We start from the raw sequence: 13,291 nt of genomic DNA, 5'->3' as shown, positions 1-13,291 counted from the left end.
GTGATCTCACTGCCTGCCGATATGACCAGAGGCCTCGACGTGAAGTCGTGTGGCGCAAGAGCAGTGAGTACAAGTGCTTCGACGGTAGGATCCAGGATAGGGCCTCCAGCGGCCAGCGAGTACCCTGTCGAACCGGTGGGTGTGCACACCAGGATGCCGTCTGCTGTGATCTGCCCTGCGCGCACGCCACCGATAAAGACCTCGAACGTGAGGATCTTGCCCGTAAGGTCCCGGACCACCAGAATGTCGTTGATAGCCGTCGTAGTGAGGATATCCTGACCCTCCCGCACAACGCGAGCCTCAAGGACGAGACGGTGCTCCACCGTGTACGAATGTGCAAGGACAGCGTCGAGCGACGTATAGACCTCATTCTCTTCGACGTCTGTGAGAAAACCGAGAGAGCCCAGGTTGATACCGAGGACGGGCAACCCCAGCTGGGTGCTGAGTCGTGAGGCGCGCAGGAAGGTCCCGTCGCCACCCAGGCTCAGAATGAAGGAACCGTCCGCCACTCCAGACGGGAGGGCGGACAGGTCGTCCTTCGAGGTCACAGTAACGACCTCGACCCCCTTGCCAGTCAGGTAGGGCCGAATCTCACGCTCGACTTCACGCGCGTCCTTGGAGTCCGCAGGGTAGTAGACGATGCTCTTCATCACGCTCTACAGTGTACGACGGATGTGCGAGGCTTCAAGCCGCTACCGCCCATCTGTTCCGGCCAGCAGGGCACGCGCCGCAAGCGCCAGCCCCTGTGCGTCGAGTTGATAGCTACTAAGGAGGTGTGCTCGCTTGTCCTGGACAGGGAACGCGTCGGGAACACCACACCGTCCGATACGCGCAATGTTCATGCCGGAACGAACGAGTACTTCGGCGACCGCGTCGTAGACGCCCGTAGAGCGTGTCGTCTCTTCAGCAACCAACACTGCCTGGCACGTGGCGGCCAGCCGTGTGAGGAGACGGGTGTCCAGTGGCTGGGCGAAACGGAGATCCGCAACACACACCTGGACTCCATCGCCTGCAAGGATTTTCCGGGCTTCCAGGGCCGAGCGAAGCACCGGCCCCAACGAAACAATGGCGACATCACTCCCTTCCGCCACAAGAGCACCAGTCCCGGCAATCATGGGAGGGCGCTCACCAATCTGTTCACTCAGGTCGTAGGCGACGTCCTTGGGATACCGGATAGCAAATGGCCCGGTGGCAGCAACTGACAGTTCCAGCATGCGCAGGAAGTCCCTGTGGTCGCCCGGGGAACACACGGTCATGCTGGGAACGCTCTTCAGAAAGCCGACGTCGAAGACACCCTGGTGGGTCGGCCCGTCATCACTGACCAGTCCAGCCCGGTCGACCGCGAACCGCACAGGCAGATTGCCGATGCCGACATCGTTGACGATTTGATCGTATGCGCGCTGGAGGAACGTCGAGTAGACCGCGACGTACGGCTTGTACCCTCGGCTGGCCAGCGACGCCGCCATGCCGACAGCATGCTGCTCGGCAATGCCGACATCATAGCAGCGATCGGGAAAGCGCCTGGCAAACTCGGCAAGACCAGTACCGTCCATCATCGCAGCCGTGATGGCGACGATGCGCTGGTCTGTCTCCGCGAGCCGTATCAGCGTTTCGCCAAAGACGTCGGAGTAGGTCGGCATGGACTTCTCCTCCTTGCTCAGCCCATTTTCGATGAGGAACGGTGCGACGCCATGGAAATGAGCCGGTTGTCGTTCGGCCAGCTCATATCCCTTGCCCTTGACGGTCACGACCTGCAGGACGACAGGCTGCTGGATATCCTTGACCATGTCGATCGCTTCGATGAGTTTGCCGATGTCATGTCCATCCACGACCCCGAAATACCGGAAACCCAGTTCCTCGAAGAAGATCGTGGGCAGGTACAGCCGTTTGAGCAGGGTTCTCAGCCAGCGAAGCCCGCGCCCCACCAGCGGAGACTCACGCACGCGCAGGTACCATGTACGCGTCCGCAGCCGGTTCAGTGCCCACGCCAAGCCTCCCACAGACCGGGAGATGGACATGGCGTTGTCGTTGAGGATAACCAGGCACTGGCCGTGCGCCCGTCCGAGGTTGTTGAGTGCTTCCAGGGCCATGCCGCCGGACAGCGCGCCATCACCGATGACCGCGACCACCCGCTGGTGTCCGCCATCCAGGCGCCGCGCCGCAATAAGACCTGCTGCCATGGAAAGGGACGTCGACGCGTGCCCCGCCAGGAATGTGTCATACGGAGATTCATTGGGATTCACAAACCCGCTGATCCCCCCACATTGCCGAAGCGTGCTGAACGACTTGTAGCGGCCGGTGAGAAGCTTGTGCGTATAGCCTTGGTGGCCAACGTCCCAGACGAGTTGATCCGTCGGCGTATCCAGCGTCATGTGGAGTGCGATCGTCAGCTCGACGGCTCCCAGATTCGACGCAAGGTGCCCACCGTTGATCGAGCACGTGTCGAGAATGACCTGCCTGCATTCAGCCGCCAGCGTCCGCAGCTGGGGGATGTCCAGCCCCCGGATGTCGGCAGGAGAGGAGACGTGCTCGAGAATCAACTTCGAGCCTTTTCCGCAAGAAGGTCGACGAGGCCCGTCAGGAATTCTCCACCGCTATCCAGCGCAAGCGCCGACTCACGAGCGCTCGCCAGATACTGCAATGCCTTCTCCCTGGCGTCAACAAGCCCCAGCGCGGTCACATAGGTCGCCTTCTTGTTCTTGACGTCCTGACCGGCGGTCTTGCCGGTTTGCGCTTCGGTTGCACTGGCGTCCGCGATGTCATCCACGATCTGGTACGCCATACCAAAGTTCTCGCCAAATGCGCGCAGCCTGCCCATGTCAGTCTCGCTGGCACAGCCAAAGATGCCGCCAAGCAGCACCGAAGCCTGGATAAGTGCCGCAGTCTTGTTCTTGTGGATATATTCGATCGTGCCCAGCTCGACGTGTTCGTCGCTGGAGGTGATGATATCCATCGCCTGCCCGCCGACGAGACCCTCGGCACCCGCCAGAGTGGCCATCATCCGCACTGCATCAATACACCGCTCAGCGCCGAAGGCATCGACCATCTGCGCGGACGAGAGCTCCTCGAATGCCATGGTCAGCAGCGCATCGGAAGCCAGAAGCGCCATGTCCTCGCCGTGAACCTTATGTGTCGTCGGCTTGCCGCGCCGCAGGTCGCTGTTGTCTATCGAAGGCAAGTCATCCTGAATGATGGAGTACGCGTGTACCATTTCGATAGCAGCGAGAACCGGCTTGATGCGCTCCCTGTCACGGGTGCACGCCTCATAGACGGCAAGACACAGAGCAGGGCGGACACGCTTGCCCGGCGAAAGCAGCGCATAGGACATCGCTGCATGCATGACGGATCCCTGAAGCGGAGCAAGGCAGTCAGCAAGCACTCCGTCGATGTAGTGCGCTTCCTCGTTGAGATGGTCCCTGATATCCATGTCAGCTCCCTTCCAGCTACGCACATCGATCTGTGATCACGTAGTCGACGTGGTCCACAGATGAGTAACGGCTCCCTTGCCTGACCAGTTCCACCAGGCGTAAGAGCCGCTGTTCGTCGCCCGATGCGACAATGTGTACAGTACCGTCTTCCATGTTTTCGGCCCTCGCGTCGATCCCGAGTTGAACCGCCGTCTGCTCCACGAAGTATCGAAACCCGACTCCCTGCACCATGCCGGACACGTCCGCAACCAGATTCTTCAAGGGCACCCGCTCGGTCAGTCTCCCGCGCCTCCGACACCACGCAAGACGCCGTTCACAAAACTCCCCGATTCAGCGCCACCAAACTCTTTGGCCAGTTCAACGGCCTCATTGGCCGCGATGGCCGTCTTGATGGGAGGCTTGCCATACTTCATCTCGAAAACAGCAATCGAAAGAATCACGCGGTCGACGACAGCGATCCTGTCGATCCCCCAGTTCTGCGTGTGTGTACCCACTTCGGCCAAAATGGCGTCCTGATGGGCCTGGACCCCCTGGATAAGCTTGAGCGCGTACGCCAGCACGAGCGGAGGCTCATGAACGTACGTGTCGAACGTCTGGTCATACGAGGCATTGCCTTGCGCCAGGCTATACAAGACCTGCAGCGCTATCTCGCGCGAGCGCCGGCGGTTCTGAACTCCCTGAGTCGTCGCCATGCGTCAGGCTCGCACGTCGGCGATATGGACGTTGACCTCCTGGATGTGATACGGAGTGGAGGCTTCAACTTCCTTGGCGACAGCGCCCCGCACACTGCCGGCAAGCTTGCGAAGGTCCGTCCCGAATCGTCCGACAAGAAACACGTCGAGCGTCAACTCAAGGCCGCTTCGCGTGATACTCACGCCGTGAGGCTCGTGACCCCCGCGATCCCAGCATGGAAAGTGCTCCTTGAGACCCTTCCACATCGACTCTACGCCCTCAACCGACAGGCAGGCGTGGACGATGAGAGACTCCAGTGCAGCATCAGTGATAAGGACTTTGTCCATGAGTTTATTTGACCCTCTCGAGGTAGTCTCCGCTGCGGGTGTCGATACGAATCTTGTCCCCTTCATTGACGAACAGCGGAACCATAAGTGAGAACCCGGTCTCGATTTCCGCGGTCTTGTTGGCGCCCGTGGCCGTATCGCCCTTGATGCCCGGCTCAGTGTGCGTGATAGTCGCCTCGATGAAGGTGGGCAACTCGACGCTCACCGGTTTCTCCAGGAAGTAGACGACGTCGACCACAATGTTCTCGATGAGATAGTTGACAGCATCGCCAAGATCATTCTTAGTCAGGCCGATCTGCTCATATGTCCCTGAGTCCATGAAGGTGTAGACACCGTCAGCATCATAGAGGTATTGCATCTTCTTGTGCTCGAGATATGCACTCTTGACCTTCTCATCGGGACGGAAGGTCTGCTCAACGACGTTGCCGGACATGAGGTTCTTCATCTTGAGGCGGACAAATGGAGAGCCCTTACCGGGCTTGATATGCGTGAACTGAATGACGGCAAACGCCTGACCGTCTATCTCAAACGTAACACCTGTGCGCAATTCATTGGCGGAAATCAATGTCTAACCTCCTGATACTGGGCTATCAATCGCGGCTATTGTACACGCCAACCGGCGTTGCGTCAAGCATTCACGCTCTCGGCCCCGCCACACTCTGGAGCACTCAGGGGAGAACCAGTTCCTTGGGCAACTCAGTCAATGATTCGAACCCAGTCGCTGTCACGATGACCGAATCCTCGATGCGCATGCCGTAGCGTCCTGGAAGGTAAACCCCCGGTTCACAGGTGACGACCTGCCCCGGCTCGAGCACCGTGTCGGTCCCTTGGGAAAGGCGAGGCGCTTCATGAATCTCGAGTCCCACCCCATGCCCCAGGCCGTGCGTAAAGTACTGCGCCAGCCCACTCTCGCCAAGCTTGCCTCTCACGGCAGTGTCGACGGAACGCGAGCTCACGCCCGCCTTGATGCAGTCAAGGCCCAGCTGCTGTGCTGCACGCAGTTTTGCATAGACGTCCAGCACATCCGCGGGCTGTTTGCCGAGCGCTACGGTCCTGGTACAATCGCTCATGTAGCCCTCGTAGTTGACACCGAAGTCGATGACGATGACCTCGCCGTTCTGGATGACCTTGCCGGAAGCGATCCCATGTGGTAGTGCCCCACGAGCGCCCGACCCTACGATCGTTGAAAAACTGGTGCCCTGGGCGCCGGCCTTGCGCATTTCGTATTCCAGCAGAGCTGCCACGTCGTTCTCGGTCATACCAGCCTTCAACTGGCGGACCATCGCGTTGAACGCCTTGTCCGCAACACGCCCCGCAGCACGCATCGTGTCCAGCTCGCGGTCGTCCTTGACAATGCGCATGTCTTCGACCACGCTCTCGGTCGGGACCATGGTTACCGATGGGAACGCGGCACACATCTGCTCCGCCTGCACAAAGGAAACACGTTCCTTCTCGAACCCGAGCCAATGAGCATGGCTTGCGACAAGCAGGTTCGCAACCGACTTGCTGAAGTGCCCAGCGTACAGGGTGACGTCCAGCCACGGGCACTCTTCCTGCGCCTGTGTCGTGAACCGGCCATCGACAACAAGGTGCATGCCATCATGGAGCGCGAGGAGGTACCCCTCTTCGCCCGTGAAACCAGTAAGATAGCGCATGCTGGGTGCTGCAAGCGTGAAAAAGGCATCCACGTTCGCACTGGCCATGCGCCCTTGCAGCTGTCGAATCCTGTTGCCATAATACTGATTTTCCACGGTTCATCTCCTTGTATCGGTGCTATTCGAATGGATTAGCCTTGCCTGTTTCACCCGGGATCGGCTGAGGCGTCACGGTCAGGAACGTCTGCCTCATCTTGAGCTGGGTGTTGACCATGGTCAGGTCCTTGTGCTGAGCCATCTGAAACACCGGGGGGACAGAAGGCGTGACAGTCGTCTGTCCCATACGCGGCAGGAAATAGAAATTCCAGACGGAGAAGCTGGCCAGCAGGATCACGATGAAGATCCAGGTCCCCGCCGAAATCTTGACTCTGGGCTGCTTCCGCGGACGCGGCGCAACCTTCTTGCCCGCCGGAACCACTTGAATGTTGGTCGTCGGTACTGCTTTCTGTGCCATCACACGCCTCCTATTGGACCACGTCCGGCTGAGGAGCCGGTGCTACAGGAGCCGGCGCGCCGACGATCGTCGCGTCAGGGCTCAGGACCATCCACGCAGTCATAGAGCAAGTATACGGGTTGCCCTGAGCGGGCAATCCGAGGGCACCGTGCGAGATGGTCAGGTTCGAGGAGACCATGATGTACTTGAACTTCGTGCGGAACGTATCCTGGAATCGTCGCATGGTCGCGTAATCCTTGGCGGTGAAATTCATGGTGACGCCCACGGTCTTCGCAAGCTTCACCTCCGCCGGCTGAGCGGCAGCAGCACCCTGACCCATGGAGGCGTCCGAAACCTGAATGCTGGTATACATGATACCGCTAGCTGTGCCAACCGCCTGAAGGTCGAGCAGAAAGCGTGTGTGCTCATGCTGGTCGAACACCACGGGCGTGATCTGTGCAAGCTGGCCGATCCACGCCACGTAGGACGCATTTTGAGTCACGAACGCAGCGTGCTGCCCCTGGACCTCCTTGAGCGTAGACAGCTTCGTGTCAGCCGCCGTAGTCTGATCGCGCAGATCCCGGAGCTGGACAAGCTGAGGGTTGAGCACGTAGCGGTAGCAGAAAAAACAGATGACACCGAGCAGAAGGATCACGACGACAAGTTTGATTGGAATATTCCTACCCATTCTTGCCTCCCCCCACCCATGTCAACGTCAGGTTCATGGTTGCCTGTGCCTGCGGTCCCTGGACCACCGCGCCCGTCGCATAGGGCACCTGGTAGCCGTCGATGTGCACATCCTTGAACTTCTTGTCGGCGCTGAGCGCGTTGAAAAAGCGCACCAGGTCGACGAACTGACTGCTGGTAGCCGCAATCACCAAGGTACCCGGCAAGACCGTCATGTCCGCCTGAGTCAGCGTACACGCCTTGGGCAGGTCCTTCGCAAGATCATCCAGGACCTGGTTCGTATTGACCTGCAACTGCACGGCCGTGACGACGTTGGTCTCCATCGTCATGGAGCGCTGTGCGAGCGACCTGTTGAGGTCCAGCAGTTTCTGCTCGCTGTCGAGAGCGGCAATCTGCGTGTTGAGGTCGGCCAGATGAGTTGTCGTCTGTGCGACGATCCACCTGGCGTAGCTATATGATGCTGCGAGCACCACCAGGATGGCAACCACAACGAAGATGAGCGTCCTGTCCTCATGGGTCAGTTGAGTCTGTCTCCGCCTTCGTGCGCGTGGAACAAGGTTGATGGTAATCATCAGAGTCCCTCCGAACCAGGGCGATACGTCAGAAGGCTTTCACCAGCTTCGACAGGCTTGGCCTTCTTCCGGTCAGAGCGCTTCCTGGCAGCAGCCGCCTCAAACTCGCGGAGCGAAAGGCCCGTAGCCACACTGAACATGGGAGCCATCTCAATCAAATAGGATTCCGCAAACATGCTCGGGTCGTACTTGGCAACATCGAGCAACAGACGGTTTATTTCGACCGTGAACCCAGTCGATACTTCGATGTAGTCGGCGACGCCCTTGAGGTTGGCCGTACCACCTGACAGGATCAGGTGCAGGGGGCGGTCGCTTTCGAACCGTGTCGTATAGTAATTGAGAGACCGACGGATCTCGAGGACCAACTCGTCGATGATGGGCAGTGCTGCGGACGTGGCGCGTTCTGCCTCGGTACCCGCTTCGAGATTGGCCTGCGGGTCCATATTGACGGACTCCCGCTTCAGCTCTTCTGCACGCTCTATGGTGATTCCCAGAGTTGACGCGATCGCCTGCGAGATCCGCGCGCCTCCAAACGGGATCATGCGCGTGAGCCGGATCACGGACTGATCCGCAACGTTGACGGACGTGATGGTCGACCCGATGTTGACCATGACGATGGTCTTTGCGTCCAGATCGGGTCGTTTATAGGAAACGTAGTCCACCAGGCGCAACTCGGCAAAGGGTTCCACTTCGATGAACACCGGCTCCAGATGCGTCTTGCGGATGACGCCCACAAGGGCGTTGACGATCTCCAGTGGAGCAGCGGCCACCAGGCAGTTCGCCTTGATGCCACCGTCGCCCGTGTGAGATCGGGACAGCACCTGGTAGTCGAACACCGCGTCCTCGATGGGATAGGAGATGTGCTTCTCCATCTCCCACTTGACGATATCGTCCAGCGGCTGGCGGGGGATATCATCCACAGTAATCTGCCTGACCGTCACCAACTGGCCCGAAACCGAAGCCGACACACGCTTGCCCACAAAAGAATGCAGCGATAGCAAGGAGCTGAGCGCTTCACTGATGATATCACCCTTGACGATCTTCCCATTTTCGATGCACCCCTCGGGGGTTGGAGCAACGCCAAAGTTGACAAGGCTCAGTATATTCTTGTCTCGCTTGAACTGAGCCAACTTGATCGTACTCGCCCCAATATCTACTCCAATGATCGGTGTTGCTTTGTTTTCTAGCCCAAACACGAGGTGCCTCCTTATGCGGTCGACCGTCGGATTTCTACCTGTGGAACAGGGTTGCCAGGTACCAGGTGATCAGGTCATTTCCCGCAACAGCTGCGACATATGCACCCACGGCCATAGCGGGTCCGAAGGGCATCGAGTCTTTTCCTTTCTTCTTGAAGAATACCATGAGAACGATCCCTGCAGACGCCCCGATGATGAACGCCAGCATCAGAAAGACAACAGCCAGCCGCCAGCCCAGGAACGCGCCGAGCATGAGACCCAGAGTCGCATCACCCCAGCCCATGCCACCTCTCGAGAACAGGATAATCAGCGCAAACAGACCCGCACCGATTGCCGCTCCCCCTGCCGCCCCAACCAAGCTATGCCATCCTGCAAGCGCACCAAAGACAAGACCAATGGCGGTTCCGGGTAAGACGACCGCGTCGGGCACGAGACCCGTCTCGAAGTCGATGATCCCCACCGCCAGCGCAAGAACTGTCATGATCGCAAACTTCAGGGCATCGACACTCCACCCCAGGCCCCAGCCCAAGCCAACAAACAACAGGCCCGTGCACACTTCGGTCCAGAGGTACCGAACCCCGATCCGCGCATGACAGTACCGGCAACGCCCGCGCAGAAACACATAGCTCCAGACCGGCACAAGGTCAGCAACACGTAGCTGATGACCACAGGCCGGGCAGACAGACCGCCCTTTGACCCACTGTTCATCCCGCGGTATGCGATAGGTGAGGACGCCGACGAAACTCCCCATGAAGGTACCGGCTATGAAGCAGACGGCAAGATAGAGGACCTCGGGAACAACGCCCAGCAAGCCTGTCACAAGCGATCCATCCTCTCAACACTCCTTCATACGCTCAGAATGGCACCGTACGATCTCTCAACGCTGCATGTGCCCACTAATCGTCGTTTAGTATAGCACAGCCCGCCGTTCCTTATACATAGTTTGGGCAACGAGATGCAAAATGCAAGACCTGCCCGCGCCCGCTAGTATGTTACACTTTGGGACCGCCCGAGCCTTTCTGTTCAAGACGAGGGGAGCTTCTGTCCCGTTATTGTAACAGTGTTACACTTTGGGACACCCCGAGCCTTTCTGTTCAAGACCCCCGAGTATTTCTTTTCAATGCGAGGGGCGTTCTGAGGGGAGCTTCTGTCCCAAGATTGTTACACCTCAACGCATGGATTCCCGCCTTCGCCGAGAGCACCCCTCGCATGGGAAGAAAGTGCTCGGGGGGGGAAGGACAACCCCCAGATATGGGAAAAGCCCCCGTGAAGAGGGGGCGCAGGATGGATTCCCGTTCAGAATTTCATAATAAGGATATTTCGTCAAAGGTACCGTCAGCAAAATCCAAAAATATGAGACGGTTACGAACCGGAGTCCCGATCCCCGTAATTATTTTTATCGCTTCCTGTACTTCCCATGCGGCAATTACCGCCGCAGTTGCCGCGGGATTGCCTGTATACGTTTCAATCCCGCATCCGTTTTCATCGGCGGATAAACCCCAAATATCGTTAAGCCCTTTATCTCCCGGAAAGATGGTCATCAGCTCACCGCTGAAACCAGCTATAGCTCCGTGAACAAAGGGAATTTCCAATTCACCACAGGCACGGGCCACAATCTGGCGGGTTTTCAAATTGTCCAACCCGTCAAGCACCACGCTTGCATTTATTATTAATTTTTTAATGCTCCTGGAATTAATGGTTTTATAAAAGGCGGAAACGACAACGGCGGAGTTGATTTTCTTAACTCGGGCCGCGGCAACTTTAACTTTAGATTTGTTCAGATCACTTTCCGTGGCTATTATCTGCCTGTTTAGATTGTTTTCTGCAAATTTGTCATTGTCAATGATCACTAAATGACCAATACCCTGCCTGGCAAGTAATTCTATGATCGTTCCCCCCAAGCCACCCGCTCCACAGACGGCAACCGTGGAGCGAAGCAGTTTTAACTGCCCTTCAATACCTATTGTGCCTATGTTACGCAAATAGCGGACAGGAACTACATTATTCTCGAGACAGAAAATCTCGACTTCCCGACGGGTAACCTTTTCTTTAGAGGAAATAAGCCGAACACTTTGCAGGTCTATAACCCGCATTTTTTTCTTGTCGGGCGTCACTAAGCTTTTGGAAAGCTTACGAATCATTATATCAAGAGGTTGATCCTTGGCCAGATTCGACATCGTCTTCTCAACCACCGGCTACTCTAGGCAACAGATCGAGCTTGTCGCCATCTTTAAGGTCTATTCTATTCAACAACTTTATGTTCGTGCCGTTGAGCAGGACATTACTGTTATCCCAAATGGACTGCTTTTTCCCAGCTCCAATGGACTTAATTTTTTTCTCGAATACGGGGCCAAAATTGGTCTCCACATACACTCTGACATCGTCAATACTATCCACATTGACGATTACGGTTCGTGCCCCTAAGAAAATCCTCCACGACCCGATGAAGTTGATATTAATTGCAGGCAACTACGTTACCCATTAATAATGCCTCCAAGAGAGAGTTTTTGCTATTTCCACTGAGTTCTCTACTACAATTATTCCGCCCTGATGGATCCGGCGATTTCCGGCATACCGAGACTCTCCAGACGTTTTTTCGAAGGTTTGCCGGTAGTCTTGTTCCAGTCTCTAATAGCATAATACTCAGGCAACATCTTCCCCATGTTGGGTACATGGCCTTCCTGCCCGCCATCGGGAATCGGCCTCATGGCCAGTTCCGGCAATACATCGTCTTTGGCGGTGACGCCCAGCTTGCAGGACAATGCGCGCTGCAACTGGAAAGTGCGTTCCCCGGCCTTCAATAATTCATCCACGGTCGTATTCCAGCCGGTAGCGGTATTAACCATGCCAATCATCAAGTTAAACGGTATTTGGGCGAAGTGACAAAAGCCGAGGTTATCGGTCAGCGCCCGGAAGTTCTGCCCTTTTTCCACGCCTGCGGCCTTATCGCCCGCAAAGCGGTCGGTGATTTCCAGTTCCAGATCGGGATGGCTTGTTCCACCGTCCACCTGATAGGCATCATTCTTGTTATGATCAGCTCCGCGCGCGGCAGTGGCGTAAACCAGACCCATGGAATGATATGCCCGGGGATCGTGCATGGGAAATTCGAGTCCTTTGCACTGGACGGCTTCCCCCGCCGGACGGCCGTATCTTTGGGCCATGCGTTTCGTCCCGCCTGCCAGTACGGCGCCAAATCCCTGATTTTTACCGATCAGATGCAACAGTTCGATTGCCGCATCCGTATTACCCCAGGTAAGTTTAAGCCCGCCGGTGTCCTTTTCGGTAATTACTCCCAGGCTGTAAAGATAAAATGCGTAGCCCGCACTGGCGCCGCTGCTGATCGAATCAAACCCGTACCCGTTGCAAAGCTCATTAATATATACGGCGGTGGACATATCCAGATCCAGCCCCATCATTGCGCCCCATGCCACCAGGGTTTCATACTCGGGGCCTTCGACGTTATCATACAGATACTTTCCTTCCTTGATCGCCAGCACCTTGCGGCAACGGATAGGGCAGCCGTAGCAGGCGGTATTTCCGATCTGATATTTCTCCAATTGCTCGGCGCCGCTTATTCTTGTTGATTCCGGCATAGTTGGAGCGGTGTAATACCTGGCCGGCCCGTCGCCATAGGATATGGCGGAATCAATCCAGCCCGCCGTGCCGGTTTCGTGCATGATCATGGACAGAAAACCTTCCTTGACCTCCTTCATGGCTTGCTTTGCGGTTTCGCGGAATTCTTCCGGCAGAGCCATAGGCAGCTTCATCTTGCCGCGTACCGCAATCGCCTTGACCTTCTTTGAGCCCATTACGCAGCCCAGTCCTGCCCGGCCGAGACAGTGGCCGTGCTCGGACATGATATTGCCGTATAGGACCAGGTTCTCCGAGGCGGGGCCGATACAGGCCACCTGCACACGGTTATCGCCTTGTTCCTTCTTGATTTCTTCCTGAGTCTCGTAGGTATCCTTCCCCCAGAGATGGCCCGCATCCTTAATTTCGGCCACGCCATCCTTGATGTAAATATAAACCGGCCGCACGGACTGGCCCTGGAGGATAATACCGTCGTAACCAGCATTCTTGAGCTCAGCGCCGAACCAGGCGCCGGCGTTGGCATCACCATAAAATCCGGTATACGGAGATTTGGCGGCGGCGCCCCAGCGGCTGACGCTGGGGCCGCTCGTGCCATTGAGGAGACCCGGCATCAGGATAAGCGGATTATCCGGCCCCAGAGGATCGGTTTGCTCATTGACCAAATCATAAAGATACCGCGCGGCCAGTCCGGTGCTGCCCAGAAAATCGCG

At 57.2% G+C, this 13,291-nt stretch carries 16 protein-coding genes; all 16 read right to left on the bottom strand.

Features of this window, described 5'->3' with window-relative positions; translation table 11 throughout:
* The coding region (locus SMC5_RS04025) for an NAD(+)/NADH kinase (protein WP_133299158.1) at positions 1-650 on the bottom strand (650 nt) is incomplete at its 3' end.
* A gap of 42 nt (positions 651-692) precedes the next feature.
* The gene (gene dxs, locus SMC5_RS04020; RefSeq protein ID WP_165848963.1) at positions 693-2,540 is read right to left on the bottom strand and encodes a 1-deoxy-D-xylulose-5-phosphate synthase; all 1,848 of its coding nucleotides are present in this window, start codon (positions 2,538-2,540) and stop codon (positions 693-695) included.
* The gene (locus SMC5_RS04015) at positions 2,537-3,427 is read right to left on the bottom strand and encodes a polyprenyl synthetase family protein (RefSeq protein WP_119119694.1); all 891 of its coding nucleotides are present in this window, start codon (positions 3,425-3,427) and stop codon (positions 2,537-2,539) included. The genes dxs and SMC5_RS04015 overlap by 4 nt, the downstream gene beginning before the upstream one ends.
* Positions 3,428-3,443: 16 nt before the next feature.
* A complete protein-coding gene (locus tag SMC5_RS04010) occupies positions 3,444-3,689 on the bottom strand; it encodes an acylphosphatase (RefSeq protein WP_126854935.1) in 246 nt (81 codons plus the stop codon).
* Between the two features lie 14 nt (positions 3,690-3,703).
* Positions 3,704-4,120, bottom strand: a complete 417-nt coding sequence (gene nusB / locus SMC5_RS04005; protein ID WP_119119692.1) for a transcription antitermination factor NusB — start codon at positions 4,118-4,120, stop codon at positions 3,704-3,706.
* 3 nt (positions 4,121-4,123) lie between these two features.
* Positions 4,124-4,447 (bottom strand): Asp23/Gls24 family envelope stress response protein, encoded by a 324-nt coding sequence (locus SMC5_RS04000; RefSeq protein ID WP_165846222.1) that lies wholly within the window; start codon positions 4,445-4,447, stop codon positions 4,124-4,126.
* Between the two features lie 4 nt (positions 4,448-4,451).
* On the bottom strand, positions 4,452-5,012 hold the full coding sequence (efp, locus tag SMC5_RS03995) for an elongation factor P (protein ID WP_119119690.1): 561 nt from the start codon (positions 5,010-5,012) through the stop codon (positions 4,452-4,454).
* Between the two features lie 103 nt (positions 5,013-5,115).
* Positions 5,116-6,198 (bottom strand): M24 family metallopeptidase, encoded by a 1,083-nt coding sequence (locus SMC5_RS03990; RefSeq protein ID WP_119119689.1) that lies wholly within the window; start codon positions 6,196-6,198, stop codon positions 5,116-5,118.
* Positions 6,199-6,220: 22 nt separating this feature from the next.
* A complete protein-coding gene (locus tag SMC5_RS03985; protein WP_119119688.1) occupies positions 6,221-6,556 on the bottom strand; it encodes a hypothetical protein in 336 nt (111 codons plus the stop codon).
* 10 nt (positions 6,557-6,566) lie between these two features.
* Entirely contained in the window at positions 6,567-7,223 is a 657-nt protein-coding gene (locus SMC5_RS03980; protein ID WP_119119687.1) for a hypothetical protein, read from the bottom strand.
* Positions 7,216-7,794 (bottom strand): hypothetical protein, encoded by a 579-nt coding sequence (locus tag SMC5_RS03975; protein ID WP_119119686.1) that lies wholly within the window; start codon positions 7,792-7,794, stop codon positions 7,216-7,218. Before SMC5_RS03975 ends, SMC5_RS03980 begins: the two co-directional genes overlap by 8 nt.
* On the bottom strand, positions 7,794-8,990 hold the full coding sequence (gene pilM / locus SMC5_RS03970) for a type IV pilus assembly protein PilM (RefSeq protein WP_165848962.1): 1,197 nt from the start codon (positions 8,988-8,990) through the stop codon (positions 7,794-7,796). The genes SMC5_RS03975 and pilM overlap by 1 nt, the downstream gene beginning before the upstream one ends.
* A gap of 34 nt (positions 8,991-9,024) precedes the next feature.
* The gene (locus tag SMC5_RS03965) at positions 9,025-9,810 is read right to left on the bottom strand and encodes a prepilin peptidase (protein ID WP_119119684.1); all 786 of its coding nucleotides are present in this window, start codon (positions 9,808-9,810) and stop codon (positions 9,025-9,027) included.
* A 484-nt stretch (positions 9,811-10,294) separates the two neighbouring features.
* On the bottom strand, positions 10,295-11,182 hold the full coding sequence (locus SMC5_RS03960) for a HesA/MoeB/ThiF family protein (protein ID WP_207799043.1): 888 nt from the start codon (positions 11,180-11,182) through the stop codon (positions 10,295-10,297).
* Entirely contained in the window at positions 11,175-11,459 is a 285-nt protein-coding gene (locus SMC5_RS03955) for a ubiquitin family protein (RefSeq protein WP_119119683.1), read from the bottom strand. Before SMC5_RS03955 ends, SMC5_RS03960 begins: the two co-directional genes overlap by 8 nt.
* A gap of 68 nt (positions 11,460-11,527) precedes the next feature.
* Positions 11,528-13,291, bottom strand: a 1,764-nt coding sequence (locus tag SMC5_RS03950) for an aldehyde ferredoxin oxidoreductase family protein (RefSeq protein WP_119119682.1), incomplete at its 5' end; no start/stop codon positions are given.

Source organism: Candidatus Cryosericum odellii, assembly GCF_003570935.1.
Taxonomy (GTDB): Bacteria; Caldisericota; Caldisericia; order Cryosericales; family Cryosericaceae; genus Cryosericum; species Cryosericum odellii.
The sequence above is the reverse complement of the archived record's forward strand: the minus strand, read 5'-3'. Positions and strand labels throughout refer to the sequence as shown.